Origin of the sequence: Mesorhizobium sp. YR577, assembly GCF_900116595.1 — a bacterium.
Classification (GTDB): domain Bacteria; phylum Pseudomonadota; class Alphaproteobacteria; order Rhizobiales; family Rhizobiaceae; genus Mesorhizobium_M.
Genome location: NZ_FPBI01000015.1, coordinates 135739 through 156662, shown reverse-complemented (window position 1 = coordinate 156662; position 20924 = coordinate 135739). Strand labels below are relative to the sequence as shown.

Genomic DNA, 20924 nt, shown 5'->3' with positions numbered 1-20924 from the left:
TCGCCTCAGGCCGGAAACAGACCGCTGGCCGGATGATCCGCGCCACCGAGAAGTGCGCCGATGACGTACAGGGCAAAGGCAGCCGCGACAAGCCCGTCGACACGGTCCATCACGCCGCCATGTCCGGGGATGAGGTTGCTCGAGTCCTTTACCCCATGGCGGCGCTTGACCCATGATTCGAACAGGTCGCCGATCTGCGAGGCGACAGAGAGCAAGAACACCACGGGAATAAGCGTCAACAGGTTGCCACCGGCAAGGAAAGCCACCGCAAGCCCTGCGACCATGCCGCAAACTGTTCCACCAATGGCTCCGCTCCAGGTCTTTCCCGGCGAAATGGACGGCGCCAGCTTGGGCCCGCCGATAGCGCGGCCGACGAAGTAGGCGAAGATATCAGTGGCCCATACGGTTGCGAATAGAAACAGGATCGCCATCAGGCCGGATCTGTCTGCATCGCGCAGGAAAGCGAGCGAAACACCCGACAAGCCTGCATAGGCTAGGCCTACCGTTGTCCATGTGCCCTGCCCGCGAATAAGCCCCGTCAGGGCTGAGGCAACGACAGCACACCCTAGGACGGCGAATACTGTGGCAGCCGGAAAACCTGCCACCAGCGCAATCAGTGCCGCAGCCAACAGGATCGCCGAAAGCGCATGATAGGCGGAGTTGGTGGAGGTGCGGGACATCGCGCACCACTCATAGAAGACTGCGGCTGCGATCGCGGCCGACAATATCCGAAACGGCAAGCCGCCCAGCCACGCCAGGAGCAGCACGACAGCGGCCATGACGATGCCGGAGATCACCCGCAGCTGGAGATTACTCATGTTAACGCCGCTCAAGATGCGACGCCTCGCGCGTCCAGGCCGCCGAATCGACGCTCACGCGCCGCATACTGCCGAAGCGCTTCTGCCAGGTGCTCCCGGGTGAAATCCGGCCAGTAGCAAGGCTCGAAAACGAATTCGCTGTAAGCGGCCTGCCAGAGCAGGAAATTGGAAAGACGCATTTCGCCGCTGGTTCGAATGACGAGGTCCGGATCCGGAATGTCGTTTGTATCCAGAGCTTTGGCGACAGTTTCGGATGTGATTTCGCCGAGTGCGATCTTTCCCGCCAGCGCATCTGCGGCGATCTTTCGGGCCGCGCGGACGATTTCGTCGCGGCCGCCATAGTTGAAGGCGATGACCAGATTGATGGCCCGGTTGTTTTCGGTGAGCGATTCGGCCTCATCAAGCAGAGCTGCAATATCCGGCTGGAGATCGGCGCGTTCGCCAACGATGCGGACGCGCACGCCATTCTGGTGCAACTCGGCAAGATCACGCCGGATGAACAGCTTCAGAAGCCCCATCAGGTCGCTGACTTCCGACTTCGGGCGCGACCAGTTCTCCGAGGAGAAGGCGTAAACCGTCAGCCACGAGATGCCGAGATCGGCAGCATTGCGCACGGTGCGACGCAACGCCTCGACGCCCGCCTTGTGCCCGGCAAGGCGTGGCAAGCCCCGCGCCTTGGCCCAGCGGCCATTTCCATCCATGATGATCGCGACGTGCGCGGGCGTTGTCATCGGTTCGCTTTCGGGCCGCCGGCTATGCCGAGCGCGCCTCAAACATGCATGATTTCGGCTTCTTTTCCTGACAGCAGGCTGTCGACCATGCTGATCGTATCATCAGTCAGTTTCTGAACCTTGTCGGACTGCACACGCGAGTCATCCTCGCTGATGTCGCCATCCTTCTGGGCTTTCTTGAGATGATCCATGCCATCGCGACGCACATGGCGCACTGCCACGCGGGCATTTTCTGCATAGTTATGCGCGATCTTGACCAGTTCCTTGCGGCGCTGCTCGTTGAGTTCCGGCAGGGGGATGCGCAAGGTCGTGCCATCCACGATCGGGTTGAAACCGAGATTGGATTCACGAATGGCGCGGTCGACGGCGCCGACCATCGACTTGTCCCACACCGAAACCGAGATCATGCGTGGCTCCGGCACCGAAACTGTCGCGACCTGCGTGAGGGGCATCGCGGTGCCATAAGCCTGGACCTGGATCGGATCGAGAAGATTGCTCGACGCGCGGCCGGTCCTCAGCGAGGCCAGATCGTGCTTGAAGGCGTTAATCGCGCCGTCCATGCGCCGCTGGATGTCGTTGAAATCTGCCCCGTTGCTCATCTTTTCTTCTCCTTGACCTCTCGATAACAAGGTCAGTCCTTGCAGTTTATACGTCGGCGACGACCGTGCAGCGGCCACCACCCTTGAGAATTTCGCCGAAACCGCCCTGCTCGTGTATCGAGTAGACGATTATCGGGATGTTGTTTTCGCGCGCAAGCGCAATTGCGGCGATATCCATGATCGAAAGCCCGCGTTTGATGACTTCGTCGTGGCTTATGCGATCGAAACGCGTCGCGGTAGGATCCTTCTTGGGATCGGCAGAGTAGACACCGTCGACCTGCGTTCCCTTGAACAGCGCATCGGCGCCAATCTCGGCGGCACGCAGGGCGGCAGCCGAATCAGTGGTGAAGAACGGATTGCCGGTGCCGCCGGCGAAAATCACGACCTTGCCTTCGTTCATGTAGGCGGTCGCCTGGCGCTGCGAGAAGCTTTCGCAGAGTTCCGGCATCGCGATTGCAGACAGGACCACAGCCTCGACGCCGAGCTTGACCAGGGAGGTGCGCAGCGCCAGCGAATTGATGACGGTCGCCAGCATGCCCATATGGTCGCCGGTGACGCGGTCGCCGCCCTTAGAGGCAACGGCGACGCCGCGGAAGATATTGCCACCGCCGATAACCACGGCCACCTCGACGCCAAGCGCCCTCGCCTCGGCAATGTCGGAGGCGATACGGTCGACCACGGACACATCGATACCGAAATGCTGCTCGCCCATCAGCGCCTCGCCCGACGCTTTCAGCAAGACACGTCGATACAAGGGTTTTGCAGTCATATTTTCCTCATCATGTCTGGTGTGGTTACGGCATTCCAAGCGAGACACGAGGTTCACGCTTCCTCCGGAAGGTGGCGATACACGAAGGGCACCGCGTTGTCACGCGATGCCCTGTTCATAACGCTATAGAAGAGTTTGAAGCGGCGTTACTTTTTCACCGCAGCAGCGACTTCGGCTGCGAAGTCGGTCTCTTCCTTCTCGATGCCTTCGCCAAGGGCGAAACGCAGGAAGCCAGTGACCTTGGCCGGAGCGCCGATTTCCTTCTCGGCAGCCTTGAGGGCAGCCTCGACCGTCAGGTCCGGATTGAGCACGAAAGCCTGCTTCAGAAGAACGACTTCCTCGTAGAACTTGCGCAGGCGGCCTTCCACCATCTTCTCGATGATGTTTTCCGGCTTGCCCGATTCGCGGGCCTGCTCGGTGAAGATCGCCTTTTCGCGGGCAACGGCGGCCGGATCGACCTCTTCGGCGGTCAGCGCGAGCGGGTTGGTCGCGGCAACGTGCATGGCAACCTGCTTCCCGAAGGCACGTGCAGCGTCCGCATTGCCGGTCGTCTCGACGGCAACGAGCACGCCGAGCTTGCCGAGATTGTCGGCGACGGCATTGTGAACGTAGGTCGCGACAGCGCCCGACGAAACCGACAGCTTGGCCGAACGGCGGAACGACAGGTTTTCACCGATCGTGCCGACAGCGTCCTTGATAGCGTCTACGACGGACTTGTCAGAACCCGGATAATTAGCAGCAGCGACCGCTTCGGTCTCGCCGCCGACTTCGAGCGCGACCGCAGCCACGTTGCGGACGATTTCCTGAAAGCCTTCGGCGCGAGCGACGAAATCGGTCTCGGAATTCACCTCGACGACGACAGCGCTGGTCGCATTGCCGGCAACGCCGATCAAGCCTTCAGCGGCGGTACGGCCGGCCTTCTTGTCGGCCTTGGCAATACCCTTGGCGCGCAGCCAGTCAACGGCAGCTTCCATGTCGCCATTGGTCTCGGCGAGAGCCGCCTTGCAATCCATCATGCCCGCGCCGGTCATGTCGCGGAGCTGTTTAACCTGTGCAGCTGAAATGCTCATTTTTGCCTCTTTGTTCGAAATGCGCGGGCGCACCACCGAACAATCGATGATGCGCCTGACGCCAGCGCGACAATCCACGCCAAATTTCAGAAAAATGAAGGCCGGAACCGGCCTTCGCGGTATTAAGCCTCGGGCGCGGAGCCTTCGGGTGCTGCAGCAGGCGTCTCGTCGAGAGCCGGCTCGACCGGAGCTTCGATCGCAGCGCCAACGTCGACGCCGAGAGCGCCCTGCTGGCGAGCGATGCCGTCGATGGCAGCCTTGGCGATCAGGTCGCAATAAAGCTGGATGGCGCGTGCCGCGTCGTCATTGCCCGGGATCGGGAAATCGATCTTGTCCGGATCGCAGTTCGAATCGAGAACGGCAACAACCGGGATGCCGAGACGCTTGGCTTCCAGGATGGCGATCGCTTCCTTGTTGGTGTCGATCACGAACATCAGGTCAGGCGTCGAGCCCATGTCCTTGATGCCGCCGAGAGCCTTGTTGAGCTTCTCGCGCTCACGATCAAGGTTCAGGCGTTCCTTCTTGGTGAAGCCCTGGGCTTCGCCGGCCAGCATTTCGTCGAGCTTGCGCAGACGCTGGATCGAGTTCGAGATCGTCTTCCAATTGGTCAGCATGCCGCCGAGCCAACGCGAGTTGACGTAGTACTGGGCCGAACGCTGTGCGGCATCGGCAACGATGTCCGAAGCCTGGCGCTTGGTGCCGACGAAGAGAACGCGGCCGCCCTTGGCGACGGTGTCGGACACCTGCTTGAGCGCCTGATGGAGCAGCGGAACCGTCTGCGACAGGTCGATAACGTGGATGTTGTTGCGGGCGCCATAGATGTAGGGCGCCATCTTCGGGTTCCAGCGGTGGGTCTGGTGGCCGAAGTGAATGCCAGCTTCCAAAAGCTGGCGCATGCTGAAATCAGGCAGAGCCATTCTTAGTTTCCTTTCCGGTTAGCCTCCACGGACAAATTGACGATCTTCCGGCCTTGTTCGAAAAGTCTCATGACTTTCGCGTTCGGGCCATAAAACGCCACCGGAGGTTTCAGCCGGATTTCTCCCGGGCAGACACCAAAGTCCGTGTGTGGAATGAGCGCGCATATAGAGGGTGAAGCCTGGAAAAGCAAGCGCGCATGGTTAGCTGCGCGCTTCAGGCCACTTCGGCGACCGGAACAGCGCGAACCTGCACCGGTATTTTCTTGCCCGCGTGAACCTTCACGCGCCTGAAAACGGTGACGATTTCCTCGCGGCTGCAGGCGACCGCTCCAAGCCTCAGAGCCCGATCCCGCTCGAAGGCGGTGATATCGTAGTGAGGCGCGGTGGTTTTCGGCGGTCCCTGGTAGGACGAGCGATGCAGACCGAGCCGTGCTGCGAAACGATGGAGTTCGGCCATGTCATCCGCCATCAGATGGCACCAGCGACGGCCCGCCCAATGCCAGATCGCATCATCGACATAGACCGCCATCAGCCGAATACGCCTACTTGTCGCATTTCTGCTTGGGAGCCGGAAACAGCGACAGGTTGACCAGCTTGCCGGTCATCGAGAATTCGCCATAGTCCATCATCAGATCGCGGGTCAGGCCATTTTCGTGCAGCTTGAAGCTGATGCGGTATTCCGGCACTTCCTCGCCGCCATCGGCAGATTGGTCGTCGAAATAGGCGATTTCGACCGGCCAGTACTTGTCCTTGCCGAGCGTCTTGAGCGCGGGCAGTTCCGGATCGCTCTTGTCTGCATCCGAATCGGTCTTCTTGCCGACGATGACAGTGGTCGTCATCACCTTGTCGGCATCCTCGGAACCATCGAACAAATTGGTTTCGTAAAATGTCTCGCCGCTGTTGGCCTTCTTGATCAGCTCTTCCAGGTGCTGGGTCGGAAACTGCGTGGCCGACAGTTCGAGATCGCTCTTTTCAGGCTTGTCGATGGCGACCTTCAGCCCGTTATCCTCACGCGTGGCGGTGCCTTTCACTTCCTTGTCAAGATTCTGGTCGACAAAGGACTTCGTAACGAAGCTGAAGGTCTTGCCCTCCGCGTCCTCGAAAGTCGTTGTCTGCTGATCCGTGACCCTGGAGTTGTCGCCTGAGTCGATCTGCGTGACGAAGCGGAACTTGACCGTATAGCCTTCACAGGGCGAACCGTTGAACTCGTAGACCATGCGTCCGGCAAGACTGGTTATGCCGGAGCGATCGGAAGCCTTGTCGAGCACGAGATCGTAAACCGCGCGATGCGGCGCCAGAGGCGTTGCGGCAAAGGCGGGCACAGCAAGCAGCGCCGACGGTGAAACAAGGGCAAGCAAGGCAAGGCGCAGTGCGCGCATGAAGACGCTCCGATCGGCGCGGTCCGGATTGGCCGCTGGAAAGATGGTCACTTTAAAAAAAGTCGTGGCGGAAGCGAGGCAAAAATAGCAGTTTGCGCGCGACAACCGATTTCCACCATTAAAGACATAGGGAAAGACGATGGGCGAAACAATCGAAAACCGGCTCAAGGATCTGGGCGTCTACCTGCCGCAGGCTGCAGCCCCTGCCGCAAATTACGTGCCCTTCATGCAGAGCGGCAAGCTCGTCTTCACCGCCGGCCAGTTGCCGCTGAAGGATGGCAAGCTCGTCGCTTCGGGTCTGCTTGGCCGCGATCTCGACACCGCCGCCGGCAAGGAAGCGGCCAAGCTGTGTGCCATCAACATCCTGGCGCAGGCAAAAGCAGCAGTCGGCGATCTCGACAAGATCAAGCGGCTGGTGAAGATCACCGTCTTCGTCGCTTCATCGCCGGACTTCACCGAGCAGCACCTCGTTGCCAATGGCGCATCGGATTTTCTGGTCGCAGCGCTCGGCGATGCTGGCAAGCATGCGCGCTCGGCGGTCGGTGTGGCGGTCCTGCCGCTGAATGCCGCCGTCGAGATCGAAGCCATCATCGAAGTCGCCTGATAGCGAGCAAAGCCATGACCGACCTTTCCTGGCTGACGGCCCGGCCGATCGCCCATCGCGGCTACCATGACCAGAACAAGACCGTGTGGGAAAACACGCTCTCCGCTTTCCAGCGCGCCGTCGACAAGGGCTTTGCCATCGAATGCGATGTGCATCTTTCGTCGGACGGCGTGCCGGTGATTTTTCACGATCAGGGCCTGGAACGCCTGACCGGCACCGACGGCTTCATCTGGCAGCGAACGGCCGGCGAACTGGCAGCCTTGCGGATCGGCGGCACCGCCGATCACGTGCCCACCCTCAAGGAATTGCTCGACCTCGTTGACGGCCGCGTGCCGCTCGTCGTCGAACTGAAGGGCATTCCCGGACGTGACGATGGGTTGGTGAAGCGCGCATGCGACATGCTGCATGGCTACAAGGGCAAAGTGGCGATCATGTCGTTCGACCATTGGCTGATCCGCCAGTTTCCGGCGCATGCGAAGAAAATACCGACCGGGCTGACCGCCTACGGCACGAAGAACCATGAGGTCGAGCCCCATTTCTCGATGCTCGCCTACGGCCTTTCTTTCACCTCCTACAGCGTGACGGAACTGCCCAACCGCTTTGTCGATTTCGTGCGGGAAAAGCTAAGCATGCCGGTCATCACCTGGACCGTCCGGGACCAGGCAATGATGGAACACACATTCGCCCATGCCGACCAGATGACCTTCGAAGGCTTCGATCCGGACGCCAATCTTACATCGTGAGCCAAAATCCTCTTGCACTGCAAAAACGGCGACGTATCTAAAGCTACATGGACAGCGAAAGCGACGGGCAGGGAAAGCAGGCGGATGGCCAATATGTCATCCGCACCGTCGACAGTATCAACGCTTTTTCCCGCGATGAATGGGACAGGTTTTCAGGCGCCTCGCGCTGCGTATCCGAAAAGCCGTACAACCCTTTCGTTTCGTTCGATTTCCTGAACATTCTCGAAGAATCCGGTTGTGCCTCACGCCGCGCCGGTTGGCAGCCGCACCATCTGCGGCTCGAAGCGCCGGACGGGACAGTTCTCGGTGCGGTCCCGTGCTACGTGAAATCGCACAGTCAGGGCGAATATGTCTTCGACCATGGCTGGGCCGATGCGTTCGAACGCGCCGGCGGGCAGTACTACCCGAAACTGCAGGCATCCGTACCGTTTACGCCCGCGACGGGACCGCGACTGCTCGCGGCACAAGGGGTGAATGCCGACGCGGCACGAGCCGCCCTCGCCTCTGGCCTGAAACTGCTGACCGACCGGCTCGGCGTTTCCTCGTCCCATGTCACCTTCGCCGAGCAGGATGACATGAGCGCGCTTGAGAATGCCGGCTTTCTTGCTCGCACCGACCAGCAATTTCATTTCTTCAATGAGAACTTCTCGAACTACGACGATTTTCTCGCCACCCTCGCCTCTCGCAAGCGCAAGGCGATGAAGAAGGAACGCCGCGAGGCACTTGCAAACGACATCTCGATCGACTGGCTGACCGGCAGCGATCTCACCGAACGTGCCTGGGACGATTTCTTTGCCTTCTACATGGATACGGGCAGCCGCAAATGGGGCCGGCCCTACCTCAACCGGAAATTCTTCTCACTGATTGGCGAGCGCATGCGTGACGACGTGCTGCTGGTCATGGCCAAGCGAGATGGCCGCTACATCGCCGGCGCGATCAACTTCATCGGCTCGGACACGCTATTCGGACGCAACTGGGGCTGCATCGAGGACCATCCGTTCCTGCATTTCGAGGTCTGCTACCATCAGGCGATCGACTTCGCGATCCACAAGGGCCTGAAGGTGGTTGAGGCCGGCGCCCAGGGCGAGCACAAGCTGGCGCGCGGCTATCGGCCGGTGACGACCCACTCGGCCCACTACATCGCCCACCCCGGCTTGCGGAACGCCATCGCCGAGTATCTCGAGCGCGAACGCCGCGAAGTCGAGCGCATGAGCGAATATCTCGAAGAGCACGGACCGTTCCGCAAGACCGACAACGATCCCGCCTCCTGAAGCAATTTTCCTGCACTCCGTATCGCCGCCTTGATTGCAGGCCCTTCATCAAACGAATATGACCGCTCTATCGGATCATGAGAGGCAGATGATGGCTTACGACGACAGCAACGTGTTCGCGAAAATCCTGCGCGGCGAGCTGCCGTCGCACAAGCTCTACGAGGATGCGGATACATTCGCGCTGATGGACATCATGCCGCGTGGCGACGGCCATTGCCTGGTCATCCCGAAAAAGCCGTCGCGCAACATTTTTGACGTGGAGCCGGATAGCCTCGCGGCCGTGATGCGCACGGTGCAGAAACTGTCACGTGCGGTGATGAAGGCATTTTCGGCCGACGGCGTGACTGTCCAGCAATTCAACGAGACGGCGGGCGGTCAGGTGGTGTTCCATCTCCACGTCCACATCCTGCCCCGCTTCGAAGGCGTGGGTTTGAAGCCACATACGGGCGCGATGGAAAAGCCTGAAATTCTGGCTGCCAATGCCGAGAAGATACGCGCCGCCCTCGCCGACAGCTAAAGCATGTAGAGCCCTGCCAGGAGGGCAAGCTCGGCTGCGATGATGCCGACGAGCACGCGCCGGCCAAGCAGCATGTAGGCAGCGAAACCGATAGCGGCCGCACCGATGCGCAAGCTGACAGGCGTGCCCGCCAACTCGCCGCTTGGAAAGATGATCAGATTGCCGATGACCGCTGCCACCAGCGCAGTGGCGACTGTGCGCACCAGAACAAGAACATCTGATTCCTCCGAGATACGGCCGCCGAAATAGACACCAAGAAAACGCCAGGCGTCCGTCGCCAGCCATCCGGCGACGAGGATGAACAGGAACGGCCACCACCAGGCGTCTATCGACCCGAACGTCATCGGGCTGCCCTTTTCCGCGTCATATGATGAAAGATATACGCACCGCCGCCGCCGATGAGGCCGGCGAGAAGCAGGTCGAAGCCCGGCCAAATCAAGTGGAAGGCCGGTCCAAGCACCAAACCCAGAACCATCGCAACGTGCCCTGCCCGCTCGCGCGCCGAGCCCCAGAGGGACATCAGAAAATACATCGGCGTGAGCAGGAAAAGGGCGGCCGCGACCGCCGGCGGCAGGCTGTCGGCCAGCAGGAAGACGACCGCCACCACGATCATGTTGAACAGGACCAGGGTCGGCCCCAATCCAGCATAGTAGCTGGTACGCATTTCACGCGGGATACCGCCAAGCCGCTCCATCGCCAGAACCCAGGAGGTTACGGCGACGAAATGGGACAGGAAATAAAGAAACCACTTCGATGTGCGAGGGCCCTTCAATTCCGGCACAAGCGCCACGACCATCGGCATGAGGCGAACCGAAGAGAGTGCGACGGCAAAGGCTGCTGCCGGCAGCGAAGCACCCGATAGAATGCCGCCGATAAGAACGACGTTGGCCGGCAGCGCCCAGACAGTACCGGTCATGAAAACGGTCTGAACCAGCGTCAGTCCCGCTTCCTTTGCCAATCCGGCAAAGCCGATATGGGCGCTGGCGAGGAGCAGGCCCGGAACGGAGAAAGCAGCCCAGACGCCGCGCAGATACCAAACCAGGCGCCCGGCAGTGTCGGCTTCGGAATCGATGGAAATTGCGGTGGCTTCGTCGGACATCGCTTTGCCGCTTAGCACATGCGAAAAGCTGAGGCGACGTGAAATACGTGGGCCAGAACATGCCGGCCGACGCCGATCAGAGTGGCAGGAGATAGCACAGACACGCCTGCTATGCTTGAGCCGGCCAATGTCCTGCGCTATTCTACCGACGTCGAAAAAGGCGGATCGGTGTGGTTAGCCCGGTCGTTTCCTGCGGGAAACTCTGTCTGGCGCTTGCGCCAAGTCCCATGACGTAGCTCTGTCGCATGGTGCGTCAGCGCAAACGTTAGGGATATGAACAATGCAACAGCAAGTCTCGGTACTCACCCTGGGCGTCGCCGATCTGGCGCGGTCACGGCGCTTCTATGTCGATGGTTTTGGCTGGCAGCCGATTTTCCAGAACGAGGATATCGTCTTCTACCAGATGAACGGTTTCGTGCTCGGAACCTGGCTGGAAACGTCGCTTTCCGCGGATATGGGGCGCAAGCTGGTCAAGCCGGGCGCCTTCGCCATGGGCCATAATGTTCCTGCCAGAAATGACGTCCAACCGACCATGGATATTCTGGTCAAAGCCGGCGGTCGCCTGCTGAAAGCCCCGACCGAGCCGCCACATGGCGGCTTCACCGGCTATGTCACCGATCCGGACGATCATGCCTGGGAAATCGCGTGGAACCCTGCCTGGGTTATCAGCCCGTCCGGCCTGGTCACCTTCGGCCTTTGAGTAATAGAGCTACCGGTCGCGCTCAAGCGCGGCCGGTTCCCTGCACCCATATCCTTTCAGATCAGAAGGTTGGATCATTTTCCTCCAGAGAAAAACATTTGCATTGCCTCTTTTTTCTGCATAGCGTGAAGCTGCCCGTTTTCAAAGCAGGGGGAGCATTGAAGCTGGGATATTCGCAGCATAGCGGACCGCCGAAGGCGGCATAATCAAAGGGAGAAAGTCCGGGAAGGTTGGGGAGGTGTCGTCACAACAACACCGAGGGGTAACAAGTAATGGAACCGGCAGAACTGCAAACCAAGATAGAGGCGCTGGAGGCGTCTCTGAAAATGGCCACGGCGGTCAACACGGAAGTATTCTACTGGTGGTGCACCGCCTTGATGCTTTCGATTCATGCGGGCTTTCTCGCTTATGAAATGGGAGCTTCACGCGCCAAGAACGCGCTTGCTTCCGGCATCAAGAATCTCGTAGCCTTCGCCTTCCTGATACCATTCTTCTATTTCGTCGGCTGGTTTATCTACAACGCCTTCCCGACCGGATTCACCATCTCGGAAGCCGGCGCGAACAACCTGCCCTGGTCGTCCGCCATGGGACCGAACCTTGCCGACAACGCAACCGGCATCTTCTGGGCCGCATTCACGCTGTTTGCCGCAACCACAGCTTCCATCATGTCGGGCGCCGTCATCGAGCGCATCCGCATCTCCGGCTTCACGATCCTGGCGATCGCGCTGGGCTCGGTGGTGTGGATTCTCGGCGCGTCGTGGGGATGGCACCCGGAAGGCTGGCTCACCGCAAGCTGGGGTCTTCATGACATTGGCGCGGCGGGCTGCGTCCACATGGTCGCCGGCTTCTTCACGCTCGGCGTGCTGATCAATCTCGGACCGCGCATCGGCCGCTTCAACGCCGACGGTAGCGTCAACGAGATCAACGGCCACAACATGCCGATGTCGCTGATCGGCCTGATGCTGATCGTCATGGGCTTCTTCGGCTTCCTTGGCGGCTGCATCATCTACACCGGCGACACCTGGATGACGATCTACAACACGCCGACAACGCTTTCGGCCTTCGCTTTCAACACGCTGATGGGCGTCGCCGGCGGCATGCTCGGGTGCTATCTCGTCACCCGCGATCCGTTCTGGATGATGTCCGGCGCGCTGGTCGGCGTCATTTCGTCGGCGCCAGGCCTCGATGTCTATTATCCGCCGCTCGCCTTCATGATCAGCTTTGCCGGCGGCTGCGTCATCCCGAAACTCAACGAATTGCTGCTCACCAAGTTCAAGATCGACGATGCAGTCGGCGCGGTCGCCGTGCACGGCTTCGGCGGCGTCTGGGGTCTCGTGGCTTGCGGCATCTTCGCGTCGGGCTATCCGAATGCCGAAGGACCTGCCATCTCGTTCCTTGGACAGGTCCAGAGCATGCTGGTGTTCGCCGTCCTCGGCTTCCTGCCGGGCTACGTGCTTTCCTATGTGCTCAAGATGTTCGGCCTGCTGCGCAGCAGCGAAGCCGCAGAACTGGCCGGACTCGACCTGGCCGAGGTTCCGGTGAAGGCCTATCCGGAATCGCGCATCCCCGCCTTTGGCGACGGCGCGCTCAGCCCTGCCGAATAATGAACGCAATCAAGTATATAAGCGGAGAAGTTTCATCATGAACAGCGCACCGATCACCGCCTGGGAAGGCGCAGAGGCTTATTTCACCTTCGCCGACAAACCGGCCTTGCTCGTAGTCTTCTGTCTCGCGGCCCTTGCCACCTGCGTCTACACCATCGTCAGCATGGTCAAGCATGAGAACTCGAGCACGAAGAAACTGAGCGGCAAATAAGCCGGCTCTACCACCTGCCAAAAAGAAACCCGCCGGCTTTCGCCGGCGGGTTTTTCGTTTCTGAGGTCAGATATCCTGGCCGCTCAGCCCTTGCGCGGCAATTGCGGTACCAGGCTGCGCTTCGTTCCGTCCTTGCCCTTGGGCGGGGACTTCGGCTTCGGCGCCGCCGCCGGTTTCTTGGCGACTGCCTTCTTGGCGGCCGGCTTCTTTGCCGGAAGCTTCTTCGGCTCTTCCTTCTTCGGCTTTACCGGCAGTTCATCGGCAAGCGATTCGAGCTTCAGGCCGGTTTCGCCGGTCTCCTTCTTCTCGACCGTCACGCGGACGGTGCCACCCTTCTTGAGCTTGCCGAAGAGAACCTCGTCGGCCAACGGCTTCTTGATGTGCTCCTGGATGACACGGCCAAGCGGCCGGGCACCCATGCGCTCGTCATAGCCCTTCTCAGCAAGCCAGGCGATGGCATCCGGCGACAGGTCGAAGGTCACGCCACGCTCCGAAAGCTGGGCTTCCAGCTGCATGACGAACTTCTCCACCACCTTGTGCACGACCGGAACCGGCAGCGTACCGAACGGGATGATCGCGTCCAGACGGTTGCGGAATTCCGGCGTGAACAGCCGGTTGATCGCCTCAACATCGTCGCCTTCGCGCTTGGTCGAGCCGAACCCGATCGCCGCGCGCTGCGCATCGGATGCGCCCGCATTGGTGGTCATGATCAGGATGACATTGCGGAAGTCGATCTGCTTGCCGTTGTGGTCGGTCAACTTGCCGTGATCCATGACCTGCAACAGGATGTTGAACAGGTCCGGATGCGCCTTTTCGACCTCGTCGAGCAGCAACACGCAATGCGGATGCTGGTCGACACCGTCGGTCAGCAGGCCACCCTGATCGAAGCCGACATAGCCGGGAGGCGCGCCGATCAGCCGCGAGACTGTGTGGCGTTCCATATATTCCGACATGTCGAAGCGGATCAGCTCGACGCCGAGCGACAGCGCAAGCTGCCGCGCGACTTCGGTCTTGCCGACGCCGGTCGGGCCGGAGAACAGGTAGGAGCCGATCGGCTTTTCCGGTTCGCGCAGGCCGGCACGTGCCAGCTTGATCGCCGAAGACAGCGCGGTGATCGCCGTATCCTGACCGTAGACGACACGCCGCAGCTCGGTCTCGAGACCGGCCAGAACCTGCTCGTCATCGGCAGAAACGGTTTTCGGCGGAATGCGGGCCATCGTCGCGATGGTCGCTTCGATTTCCTTGATGCCGATCGTCTTCTTGCGCTTACCTTCGGGCAGAAGCATCTGCGAGGCGCCGGTCTCGTCGATCACGTCGATCGCCTTGTCCGGCAGCTTCCGGTCGTTGATGTAGCGCGCCGAGAGCTCCACCGCAGCCTTGATGGCTTCGTTGGTGAACTTCACCTTGTGGAAGTCCTCATAATAGGGCTTCAGGCCCTTCATGATCTCGATCGCATCGTCGACCGTCGGCTCGTTCACGTCGATCTTCTGGAAGCGCCGCACCAAGGCACGGTCCTTCTCGAAGAACTGGCGGAATTCCTTGTAGGTGGTCGAGCCAATGCAGCGTATCGCGCCGGAGGACAGCGCCGGCTTGAGCAGGTTCGATGCATCCATCGCGCCGCCCGAGGTGGCACCCGCCCCGATCACCGTATGGATTTCGTCGATGAACAGGACCGCACCCGGATACTCTTCGAGTTCCTTGACGACCTGCTTCAGCCGCTCCTCGAAATCACCGCGATAGCGGGTACCTGCAAGCAGGGTACCCATGTCGAGCGCAAAGATCGTGGCGTCAGCGAGCACCGACGGCACATCGCCCTCGACAATGCGCTTGGCCAGCCCCTCGGCGATCGCCGTCTTGCCGACGCCGGGATCGCCGACGTAGAGCGGGTTGTTCTTCGAGCGGCGGCACAGCACCTGGATGGTGCGGTTGATCTCGGATTCACGACCGATCAGCGGGTCGATCTTGCCGGCCCGCGCCTTCTTGTTGAGATCGACGCAGTAGGCGGTAAGTGCATCCTGCTGCTTCTTCTTGCCACCCTCCTCCTGGGCGTCGCCGCCACCGGAGGAACCACCGGACTGATCGTCCTCGGCACCGCGCGGCGTCCTGCTTTCGCTGGCGCCCGGCCGCTTGGCTATCCCATGCGAGATGTAGTTTACCGCGTCGTAGCGGGTCATCTGCTGTTCCTGCAGGAAGTAAGCAGCGTGGCTCTCGCGCTCGGCAAAAATGGCCACGAGCACGTTGGCACCCGAAACCTCGTCGCGGCCCGAAGACTGGACGTGGATAACGGCGCGCTGGATGACGCGCTGGAATCCGGCGGTAGGCTTCGAATCTTCGTCGTAACCGGTGACCAGATTGTCGAGTTCTGTGTCTATGTAGGTGAGCACCGTGTGCTTCAGATCGTCGAGATCGACGTTGCAGGCACGCATTACGGCGGCCGCTTCGGCGTCATCGATCAGCGCCAGAAGCAGATGCTCAAGGGTTGCATATTCATGGTGGCGCTCATTGGCGAGTGTCAACGCCTGGTGCAGCGCCTTTTCCAGGCCTTGGGAGAAAGCCGGCATTCAGTACCTCATTTCTTCTCCATCACGCATTGCAGCGGATGTTGATTCTGACGGGCAAAATCCATGACCTGGGACACTTTGGTCTCGGCCACTTCAAATGTATAGACCCCGCATTCACCGACGCCATGATTGTGAACATGCAGCATGATGCGGGTAGCGGCTTCGCGATCCTTCTGGAAAAACCGTTCCAGAATATGGATGACGAATTCCATCGGCGTATAGTCGTCGTTGAGGATCAGAACCCGATAAAGGCTGGGCTTCTTTGTCTTGGTCTTCGTGCGCGTGATTACGGCTGTGCCTCGGCCGGGGCCATTGCCCCCGTCCTGGCCATTTTGCATATGCGCCACTCGCTTGGTCGTGGCATCCCCGCCGTTCGTCACTTGTACCATGCCTTTCGCGGGATCCTCACCCGAAGCTCGAATGTAGGTAGTCGACACCAGATTTTAAGCCCTTCTTTCTTGGTGACAATATGCTTGCTCGTTTCAGGGGCGACGATTTCAGTCAATCGTGATCGGATAACGAGCAAGAAGAACGAAAAAACCCGGCTGCGCAAGGCAACCGGGTTTATGGCAGAGCGATGAGCTCCGCGAATAGGTCAATCGCGAAAAATTACTTCGCCTTGGCAACGATCGATTCGAAAGGCTTGTAAGCCTCCTTGGCGAGATCGGCATAGAGTTCCCCGAGCTTGGTAGCCTCGGCAACAAAGCCTTCATAAGCCTGCTTGGCGTAGTCGGTCTGGATCTCGAGAGCCTTTTCCAAAGAACCCGACGACATCACTTTTTCAAGCGCAGCAGAACCACTCTCGAACGACTTCTTGGAATACTCGCCCGCTTCGGCAGCGATCGCCTGCGCGCTCTTGGAGACGGACGCAAAGCTCTTCAGGCTGTTGTCCATGAATTCCTTGCCGAATTTGCTCGTGTCTTCAAACGACTGCATCATCTGCGCATTCCCTTTCGTTGTCGGTTGGTCTGGCGCTTTTTTGTGCGATGCCGCTAATTTATTGTGCGATGCACAAAAAGTCAATCAGCATTGCCCCAACGGCAGGCAATTTGCGCGTCGTCGAAAGATAAATTTATCCTAAATCCAAAACAAAATGGTGAACGTTACGGTTACCATAAACGGATTGGTAACGCTGTGACCCTACTGTGACCGGAAAGTGAGGCAGGAGCCTTTGCCGCCTCGAGTGCAACAAAAATCCAAAGGGTGTAACAGTGCGTCAAGCGTTTGCAGGCATTGCTCTCCGAAAAGTATTCTCCGCAAAATCCGCAATCGCAGCCTTTCTCGCCATTACGATGTGCGTGGCGGCAGTCGGCTCGGCGGCGGCGGATGCGAGATATGCTGCGATCGTCGTCGATGCGAATACCGGCAAAACGCTGTTTTCGGCGAATTCGGAATCGCGACGTTTTCCGGCATCGCTGACCAAGATGATGACGCTGTACCTGACCTTCGAAGCGCTCTCGCGCGGCAAGATCAACAAGGACACCCGCGTCCCCTTCTCCGCCCAGGCATCCGCGCAGCCGCCGACGAAGATCGGTGTGAAGGCAGGCGGCTCGGTCACTGTCGAAACCGCGATCTACGCACTCGTTACCAAATCGGCCAATGACGCCGCCACCGCGCTTGCCGAACTCCTCGGCGGCTCGCAGGACAATTTCGCACGTATCATGACCGCCAAGGCGCGCAGCCTCGGCATGAACAGCACCGTTTTCCGTAACGCCAACGGCCTGCCGAACTCAGCCCAGTTCACCACCGCTCGCGACATGGCCACGCTCGGCATCGCGCTGAAAGAGCACTATCCGCAGTACTACGGCTATTTCTCCACCCGCTCCTTCACTTATGGCCGGCAGCGCATGCCGAACCACAATCGCCTGCTTGGCCGCATCAAGGGCGTGGATGGCATCAAGACCGGCTATACGAATGCTTCCGGTTTCAATCTGGTCTCGTCGGTTTCCGACGGCAACCGCCGCATCGTCGCGGTGGTGATGGGCGGCGCCAGCGGTGCTGCCCGCGACAACCACATGGCCGACCTGATCAAGAAGTATCTGCCCCAGGCTTCCAACGGCGGCAAGGGCGGCCCGCTTATCGCCAGCGCCACCACCTCGCCGATCGGTGCGATTGCCAAGGTGCTGCTGCCCAAGCATGACGCGCCGACGCCGGATACACGCCCCGGTGCCGATATCGTGGTTGCGGCCGATGAAGCGCCGGCCGTGATCAAGCGCAAGGCAGTGCGTACGCCAGAAACGGTCGCCGCTCCTGTCATGCAGGCCTATGCCGATCCTGCGCCAAGGCCACAGGCTGAGGTCGAAGAGGTCGCAGAACAGCGTACGGCTGCAGTCGATCAGGCAGTTGCCATCCAGCAGGAAGTCGATCCGGCCCATACCGCATCTGTCGGCCCGTCCGGCTGGGCGATCCAGGTTGCTTCGTCGCCGAGCCGCGAAGAAGCCCAGGCATTCCTTTCCAAGGCCAGCCAGCAGGCTCCCAAGCTTCTTTCCGACGCCGCGGCCTTCACCGTCCAGTTCGAAAAAGGCGGCGTGACCTACCACCGCGCACGCTTCGGCGGCTTCGGCACAAAGACTGCAGCGTGGGATGCCTGCGCAGCATTGAAGAAAAAGAAGATCGCCTGCTACGCAATTCAGAACAACTGAAACACTCCGGGTTGTTTCGTGTCGAAGGAGACTAATGGTGATTGGTGAGCAAGACGTCCTTGGCTTCGTTGATCCGCGCCGCCAGGAAAGACGTGCCTCCGAGATCGGGGTGCAGGCGCTGCATCAGGCGGCGGTGCGCCTTGCGGATATCCGCCGCGGTGGCCCCCGTTTCAAGACCAAGGATCTTGTAGGCCTCCTCCTTAGTCATGGCGCCAGAACCTGGCGGAATACCATGCCCGTCGCCACCGTGCGTATCCGCGTCTTCGCGCCAGACGGGAAACCGGCCATCAAGATAAGTCTCTAGCAATTGGCGGCTCTCCTGGTCACCGGAGAGGTCTGCGTAGAGTTCCTTGAGTTCCTTCAGTGACATGGTGCTCAGCATCTTCTGCTCGTGCCGGCCGGCAAGCACCATGCCTTCCAGCACGCCGCTGTCGTGATCGAGCTCCATTTCAAGTGCGGCTGTGCGCACAGTCGAGCGCTTTCCCGGCGTCTTTTTCTTTGACGCGCGCATGCGTCCCGCGGAGTACCAGGCGAAAGCTGCCGAAAGCAGCATGCCACCAAACCCCGCACGGCCGACCAACAGAAACACCACACCCATAAGCCCGACGGCGATAGGCCCGGCGAGCGTCGCCGTTCTGGCAAGGCTGGCGGGTTCGGCGCGCAGAAATATCGTGCCTGCCACCAGCAGCAGCATCGCAAGGCTCAGGATTCCAAGCAGAAGGCTCATCCGGACCTGCCGCGCAGATGTTCGATCATAAGCCGGTCCTCCTCGCGCCCGCGCGCTTCAAGCGCCTTCAGGCCACCCGTTGCAAAAACCGCGATTGCCGAGAGCAGTTTTGCCAGCATCGCCGGCGCATTGCGGTCGAATCGGAACCAGGCACCTTTCGACAGACGCGCGATTTCCTTGAAGGCCGCTTCCGCGAGATGGTCCTTGCCTTCCTGAAAGACGAAGACGGGAACGCCATGCAGGCCGAGATTTCCCGCCTTCACTGCAAGATCATCCACATCCTCCTCCATCGCATCGCCGATATAGACGAGCGCGCCAACTTTGGAGCGGCTCACCTCCTTCAGCGCATGCGAAAGAACCTTGCCGATCTGGGTATGGCCGCCCTGACAGGAGATTCGCATCATCAACCGCTTCAGCGACGCCGTATCGGCCACGAATTGCGAAGAACGGCATTCGCCGAGCCCGCGAAAATAGACGAGCTGGACATTGAGCGAACCGGCATGCTGCACGGCATCGAACATTTCGGCCTGAAGCGAGCAGGCGAGATCCCATGTCGGCTGCCGGCTCATCGTCGCATCAAGCGCCAGAATGAGGCGGCCTGAACCAGGCCCCTTCCCCACACCGAGCGCTCGCGCCTGCCGCACGAAAGCCTCGACATCCTGCGCGCTCGAATGCCTTGCAGCGGGCGCGCCGCGGTTTCCGACCGGTACTGGTGGCTTCTTTTCAGTCATGAAAGGAAGATGTGGCGGGATTGCCCGGCTTGCAAGCCGGGTTAGCGTATCATGGGTAAAAACGGCTTGATGCGCGACGTCATGGCTCGAGAGCAAAAACGGCGCTGGGGCGTATGTCGGCGTCCCGGCCAACGCCGAAATCCGGTACTCGATATTCGGCAAGCTGCCGCAACCGAGAACGAGGCAGATACGCCCGCCCCGGATCGCCGATCAGGACATCGATGCCGGCATCCAGGCATCGGTCGAGAAAAGCGGTGACGCGCTCGGCAAGTTGACTTTCGTAATAGAGGTCGCCAACGGCCACAATATCAACCAAGGGCGGCGGGCCAGGTGTGAGATCGCTTCCGATTGCCGTGATCGAGACACCATTTTCCGCCGCGTTCAGGCCGATGGTGGCAACGCCGTTGCGGTCGATTTCGGCGGCGATCACCTCACTTGCGCCGGCTTTCATCGCCGCAATGCCTACCAGCCCGGAGCCTGCCCCGAGATCCAGCACCCTCCGGCCTGTCACTATTTCGGGTCGATCGAGGAAATATCGCGCCAAGACCAATCCGCCTGCCCAGGGATAGGCCCAGTAAGGGGGTAAAGGGTCTGCATCCCCTTCGGTTTCGGTAAGGCGCCGCAACCCGCTGCCCGGATGCGCCGTGTAAAGCCTGATCTCGGGTACGAAAGGCACCGCGACGACATGCAGGTGCTTGCGGATGAAGCTCGCTGCATCGTGGTCAGCGGGTTTGACGATTGCGCCCGGCGCTTCGGAATTATCGGCGAGTGCGCTCAAAGCAGTCCGAGGTCGGCCAGTTCGCGGCGAAGTTTCGGCGGCATTTCCATCAGGCCGGAAGTGCCGGAACCAAGATCGGCCGGGGCATCGGGCGCCTTGAGATAGCGCCAGCCCTGGAATGCCCGGCGCGGCTGCCAGTCGGTGCGGATAACGGCAGGGTCAAGCACCAGATGGCAGCGCGAAATGCCCTCTTCATCGGTGAAAGGCCGGATTTCCAGAAGCCGCTGCCGGCACTGCACGTTGCTCTTGATGACCCAATAGAGCGAACCGCCGTCAATGAGTTCCGCGCCGCGCGTCGGCATCATGCGGGTCGTATGATACTGCTCGACCGGTTCGCCATTGCGCCGCCGCTCGTCCAGCCGGAATGCGATCCACTCTTCCAGATCCTCGACGCTGTCGCAGCCGACGCAGAGTTTTATGAGGTTCAGAGCCATGGCCAATGGTTTAGCGCCG

General features: G+C 60.3%; 25 protein-coding genes. 8 read left to right on the top strand and 17 right to left on the bottom strand.

The genetic code is table 11. From position 1 onward, the window contains the following. Positions 1-5 precede the first annotated feature (5 nt). The 8 genes from BM413_RS21760 to BM413_RS21725 form a co-directional block, all read right to left on the bottom strand. Positions 6-818 carry a phosphatidate cytidylyltransferase gene (locus BM413_RS21760; RefSeq protein ID WP_091916806.1) on the bottom strand — a complete coding sequence of 271 codons (813 nt, stop codon included), beginning with the start codon at positions 816-818 and terminating at the stop codon, positions 6-8. Positions 819-829: 11 nt separating this feature from the next. Next, positions 830-1591: an isoprenyl transferase gene (locus tag BM413_RS21755; protein ID WP_280141848.1), complete on the bottom strand. Its 762-nt coding sequence runs from the start codon at positions 1589-1591 to the stop codon at positions 830-832. Further along, positions 1588-2148, bottom strand: coding sequence for a ribosome recycling factor (frr, locus tag BM413_RS21750; RefSeq protein ID WP_091916801.1), 561 nt, complete (start codon positions 2146-2148; stop codon positions 1588-1590). The genes BM413_RS21755 and frr overlap by 4 nt, the downstream gene beginning before the upstream one ends. A 46-nt stretch (positions 2149-2194) precedes the next feature. Then, positions 2195-2917: a UMP kinase gene (gene pyrH, locus BM413_RS21745; protein WP_091916799.1), complete on the bottom strand. Its 723-nt coding sequence runs from the start codon at positions 2915-2917 to the stop codon at positions 2195-2197. 146 nt (positions 2918-3063) lie between these two features. Continuing rightward, the gene (gene tsf / locus BM413_RS21740; protein ID WP_091916875.1) at positions 3064-3987 is read right to left on the bottom strand and encodes a translation elongation factor Ts; all 924 of its coding nucleotides are present in this window, start codon (positions 3985-3987) and stop codon (positions 3064-3066) included. Between the two features lie 122 nt (positions 3988-4109). Continuing rightward, the gene (gene rpsB, locus BM413_RS21735; RefSeq protein WP_091916797.1) at positions 4110-4904 is read right to left on the bottom strand and encodes a 30S ribosomal protein S2; all 795 of its coding nucleotides are present in this window, start codon (positions 4902-4904) and stop codon (positions 4110-4112) included. 214 nt (positions 4905-5118) lie between these two features. Then, the gene (locus BM413_RS21730; protein ID WP_091916796.1) at positions 5119-5433 is read right to left on the bottom strand and encodes a DUF4031 domain-containing protein; all 315 of its coding nucleotides are present in this window, start codon (positions 5431-5433) and stop codon (positions 5119-5121) included. 13 nt (positions 5434-5446) lie between these two features. Further along, a complete protein-coding gene (locus BM413_RS21725; RefSeq protein ID WP_091916873.1) occupies positions 5447-6283 on the bottom strand; it encodes a cell envelope integrity EipB family protein in 837 nt (278 codons plus the stop codon). Positions 6284-6422: 139 nt separating this feature from the next. On the opposite strand from BM413_RS21725, the gene BM413_RS21720 reads away from it, so the two are divergent. The 4 genes from BM413_RS21720 (at position 6423) to BM413_RS21705 (ending at position 9418) form a co-directional block, all read left to right on the top strand. Further along, positions 6423-6887, top strand: coding sequence for a RidA family protein (locus BM413_RS21720; protein ID WP_091916795.1), 465 nt, complete (start codon positions 6423-6425; stop codon positions 6885-6887). After that, positions 6887-7630, top strand: coding sequence for a glycerophosphodiester phosphodiesterase (locus BM413_RS21715; RefSeq protein WP_175544392.1), 744 nt, complete (start codon positions 6887-6889; stop codon positions 7628-7630). Before BM413_RS21720 ends, BM413_RS21715 begins: the two co-directional genes overlap by 1 nt. A gap of 47 nt (positions 7631-7677) precedes the next feature. Then, on the top strand, positions 7678-8901 hold the full coding sequence (locus BM413_RS21710; protein ID WP_091916793.1) for a GNAT family N-acetyltransferase: 1224 nt from the start codon (positions 7678-7680) through the stop codon (positions 8899-8901). An 88-nt stretch (positions 8902-8989) separates the two neighbouring features. Beyond that, positions 8990-9418 (top strand): HIT family protein, encoded by a 429-nt coding sequence (locus BM413_RS21705; protein WP_091916792.1) that lies wholly within the window; start codon positions 8990-8992, stop codon positions 9416-9418. Here the strand turns inward: BM413_RS21705 and BM413_RS21700 are convergent. Together BM413_RS21700 and BM413_RS21695 are read right to left on the bottom strand one after the other, a co-directional pair. Then, entirely contained in the window at positions 9415-9762 is a 348-nt protein-coding gene (locus tag BM413_RS21700) for an AzlD domain-containing protein (protein ID WP_091916791.1), read from the bottom strand. The genes BM413_RS21705 and BM413_RS21700 overlap by 4 nt on opposite strands. Beyond that, positions 9759-10517 carry an AzlC family ABC transporter permease gene (locus BM413_RS21695; RefSeq protein ID WP_091916790.1) on the bottom strand — a complete coding sequence of 253 codons (759 nt, stop codon included), beginning with the start codon at positions 10515-10517 and terminating at the stop codon, positions 9759-9761. The genes BM413_RS21700 and BM413_RS21695 overlap by 4 nt, the downstream gene beginning before the upstream one ends. A gap of 280 nt (positions 10518-10797) precedes the next feature. On the opposite strand from BM413_RS21695, the gene BM413_RS21690 reads away from it, so the two are divergent. The 3 genes from BM413_RS21690 (at position 10798) to BM413_RS33210 (ending at position 13032) form a co-directional block, all read left to right on the top strand. Further along, positions 10798-11217: a VOC family protein gene (locus BM413_RS21690; protein ID WP_091916789.1), complete on the top strand. Its 420-nt coding sequence runs from the start codon at positions 10798-10800 to the stop codon at positions 11215-11217. Between the two features lie 272 nt (positions 11218-11489). Further along, positions 11490-12821 (top strand): ammonium transporter, encoded by a 1332-nt coding sequence (locus BM413_RS21685; protein WP_091916788.1) that lies wholly within the window; start codon positions 11490-11492, stop codon positions 12819-12821. A 37-nt stretch (positions 12822-12858) separates the two neighbouring features. After that, positions 12859-13032: a hypothetical protein gene (locus tag BM413_RS33210; RefSeq protein ID WP_162931625.1), complete on the top strand. Its 174-nt coding sequence runs from the start codon at positions 12859-12861 to the stop codon at positions 13030-13032. 83 nt (positions 13033-13115) lie between these two features. Here BM413_RS33210 and clpA read toward each other — a convergent pair whose 3' ends face one another. The 3 genes from clpA to BM413_RS21670 form a co-directional block, all read right to left on the bottom strand. Beyond that, the gene (gene clpA, locus BM413_RS21680) at positions 13116-15593 is read right to left on the bottom strand and encodes an ATP-dependent Clp protease ATP-binding subunit ClpA (protein ID WP_091916787.1); all 2478 of its coding nucleotides are present in this window, start codon (positions 15591-15593) and stop codon (positions 13116-13118) included. Positions 15594-15601: 8 nt separating this feature from the next. After that, the gene (gene clpS / locus BM413_RS21675; protein ID WP_091916871.1) at positions 15602-15931 is read right to left on the bottom strand and encodes an ATP-dependent Clp protease adapter ClpS; all 330 of its coding nucleotides are present in this window, start codon (positions 15929-15931) and stop codon (positions 15602-15604) included. Positions 15932-16202: 271 nt separating this feature from the next. Further along, positions 16203-16532, bottom strand: coding sequence for a phasin family protein (locus tag BM413_RS21670; protein WP_091916786.1), 330 nt, complete (start codon positions 16530-16532; stop codon positions 16203-16205). Between the two features lie 272 nt (positions 16533-16804). On the opposite strand from BM413_RS21670, the gene BM413_RS21665 reads away from it, so the two are divergent. Beyond that, on the top strand, positions 16805-18235 hold the full coding sequence (locus tag BM413_RS21665) for a D-alanyl-D-alanine carboxypeptidase (protein WP_244537953.1): 1431 nt from the start codon (positions 16805-16807) through the stop codon (positions 18233-18235). Positions 18236-18266: 31 nt separating this feature from the next. Here BM413_RS21665 and BM413_RS21660 read toward each other — a convergent pair whose 3' ends face one another. From BM413_RS21660 to BM413_RS21645, 4 genes are all read right to left on the bottom strand, one after another. Then, entirely contained in the window at positions 18267-18962 is a 696-nt protein-coding gene (locus tag BM413_RS21660; RefSeq protein WP_091916784.1) for a DnaJ domain-containing protein, read from the bottom strand. Next, the gene (locus BM413_RS21655) at positions 18959-19693 is read right to left on the bottom strand and encodes a vWA domain-containing protein (RefSeq protein ID WP_091916783.1); all 735 of its coding nucleotides are present in this window, start codon (positions 19691-19693) and stop codon (positions 18959-18961) included. The genes BM413_RS21660 and BM413_RS21655 overlap by 4 nt, the downstream gene beginning before the upstream one ends. A gap of 79 nt (positions 19694-19772) precedes the next feature. After that, positions 19773-20471: a class I SAM-dependent methyltransferase gene (locus BM413_RS21650; protein WP_244537952.1), complete on the bottom strand. Its 699-nt coding sequence runs from the start codon at positions 20469-20471 to the stop codon at positions 19773-19775. Beyond that, positions 20468-20905, bottom strand: coding sequence for a DUF1489 family protein (locus tag BM413_RS21645; protein WP_091916782.1), 438 nt, complete (start codon positions 20903-20905; stop codon positions 20468-20470). The genes BM413_RS21650 and BM413_RS21645 overlap by 4 nt, the downstream gene beginning before the upstream one ends. Between the last annotated feature and the right edge of the window lie 19 nt (positions 20906-20924).

Excerpts from the sequence above, each read along its gene's own strand:
- BM413_RS21760 (WP_091916806.1), bottom strand. The coding sequence starts at position 818 with ATGAGTAATCTCCAGCTGCGGGTGATCTCCGGCATCGTCATGGCCGCT.
- frr (WP_091916801.1), bottom strand. The coding sequence starts at position 2,148 with ATGAGCAACGGGGCAGATTTCAACGACATCCAGCGGCGCATGGACGGC.
- pyrH (WP_091916799.1), bottom strand. The coding sequence starts at position 2,917 with ATGACTGCAAAACCCTTGTATCGACGTGTCTTGCTGAAAGCGTCGGGC.
- tsf (WP_091916875.1), bottom strand. The coding sequence starts at position 3,987 with ATGAGCATTTCAGCTGCACAGGTTAAACAGCTCCGCGACATGACCGGC.
- rpsB (WP_091916797.1), bottom strand. The coding sequence starts at position 4,904 with ATGGCTCTGCCTGATTTCAGCATGCGCCAGCTTTTGGAAGCTGGCATT.
- BM413_RS21730 (WP_091916796.1), bottom strand. The coding sequence starts at position 5,433 with ATGGCGGTCTATGTCGATGATGCGATCTGGCATTGGGCGGGCCGTCGC.
- BM413_RS21725 (WP_091916873.1), bottom strand. The coding sequence starts at position 6,283 with ATGCGCGCACTGCGCCTTGCCTTGCTTGCCCTTGTTTCACCGTCGGCG.
- BM413_RS21720 (WP_091916795.1), top strand. The coding sequence starts at position 6,423 with ATGGGCGAAACAATCGAAAACCGGCTCAAGGATCTGGGCGTCTACCTG.
- BM413_RS21710 (WP_091916793.1), top strand. The coding sequence starts at position 7,678 with ATGGACAGCGAAAGCGACGGGCAGGGAAAGCAGGCGGATGGCCAATAT.
- BM413_RS21705 (WP_091916792.1), top strand. The coding sequence starts at position 8,990 with ATGATGGCTTACGACGACAGCAACGTGTTCGCGAAAATCCTGCGCGGC.
- BM413_RS21700 (WP_091916791.1), bottom strand. The coding sequence starts at position 9,762 with ATGACGTTCGGGTCGATAGACGCCTGGTGGTGGCCGTTCCTGTTCATC.
- BM413_RS21695 (WP_091916790.1), bottom strand. The coding sequence starts at position 10,517 with ATGTCCGACGAAGCCACCGCAATTTCCATCGATTCCGAAGCCGACACT.
- BM413_RS21690 (WP_091916789.1), top strand. The coding sequence starts at position 10,798 with ATGCAACAGCAAGTCTCGGTACTCACCCTGGGCGTCGCCGATCTGGCG.
- BM413_RS21685 (WP_091916788.1), top strand. The coding sequence starts at position 11,490 with ATGGAACCGGCAGAACTGCAAACCAAGATAGAGGCGCTGGAGGCGTCT.
- BM413_RS33210 (WP_162931625.1), top strand. The coding sequence starts at position 12,859 with ATGAACAGCGCACCGATCACCGCCTGGGAAGGCGCAGAGGCTTATTTC.
- clpA (WP_091916787.1), bottom strand. The coding sequence starts at position 15,593 with ATGCCGGCTTTCTCCCAAGGCCTGGAAAAGGCGCTGCACCAGGCGTTG.
- clpS (WP_091916871.1), bottom strand. The coding sequence starts at position 15,931 with ATGCAAAATGGCCAGGACGGGGGCAATGGCCCCGGCCGAGGCACAGCC.
- BM413_RS21670 (WP_091916786.1), bottom strand. The coding sequence starts at position 16,532 with ATGATGCAGTCGTTTGAAGACACGAGCAAATTCGGCAAGGAATTCATG.
- BM413_RS21660 (WP_091916784.1), bottom strand. The coding sequence starts at position 18,962 with ATGAGCCTTCTGCTTGGAATCCTGAGCCTTGCGATGCTGCTGCTGGTG.
- BM413_RS21655 (WP_091916783.1), bottom strand. The coding sequence starts at position 19,693 with ATGACTGAAAAGAAGCCACCAGTACCGGTCGGAAACCGCGGCGCGCCC.
- BM413_RS21645 (WP_091916782.1), bottom strand. The coding sequence starts at position 20,905 with ATGGCTCTGAACCTCATAAAACTCTGCGTCGGCTGCGACAGCGTCGAG.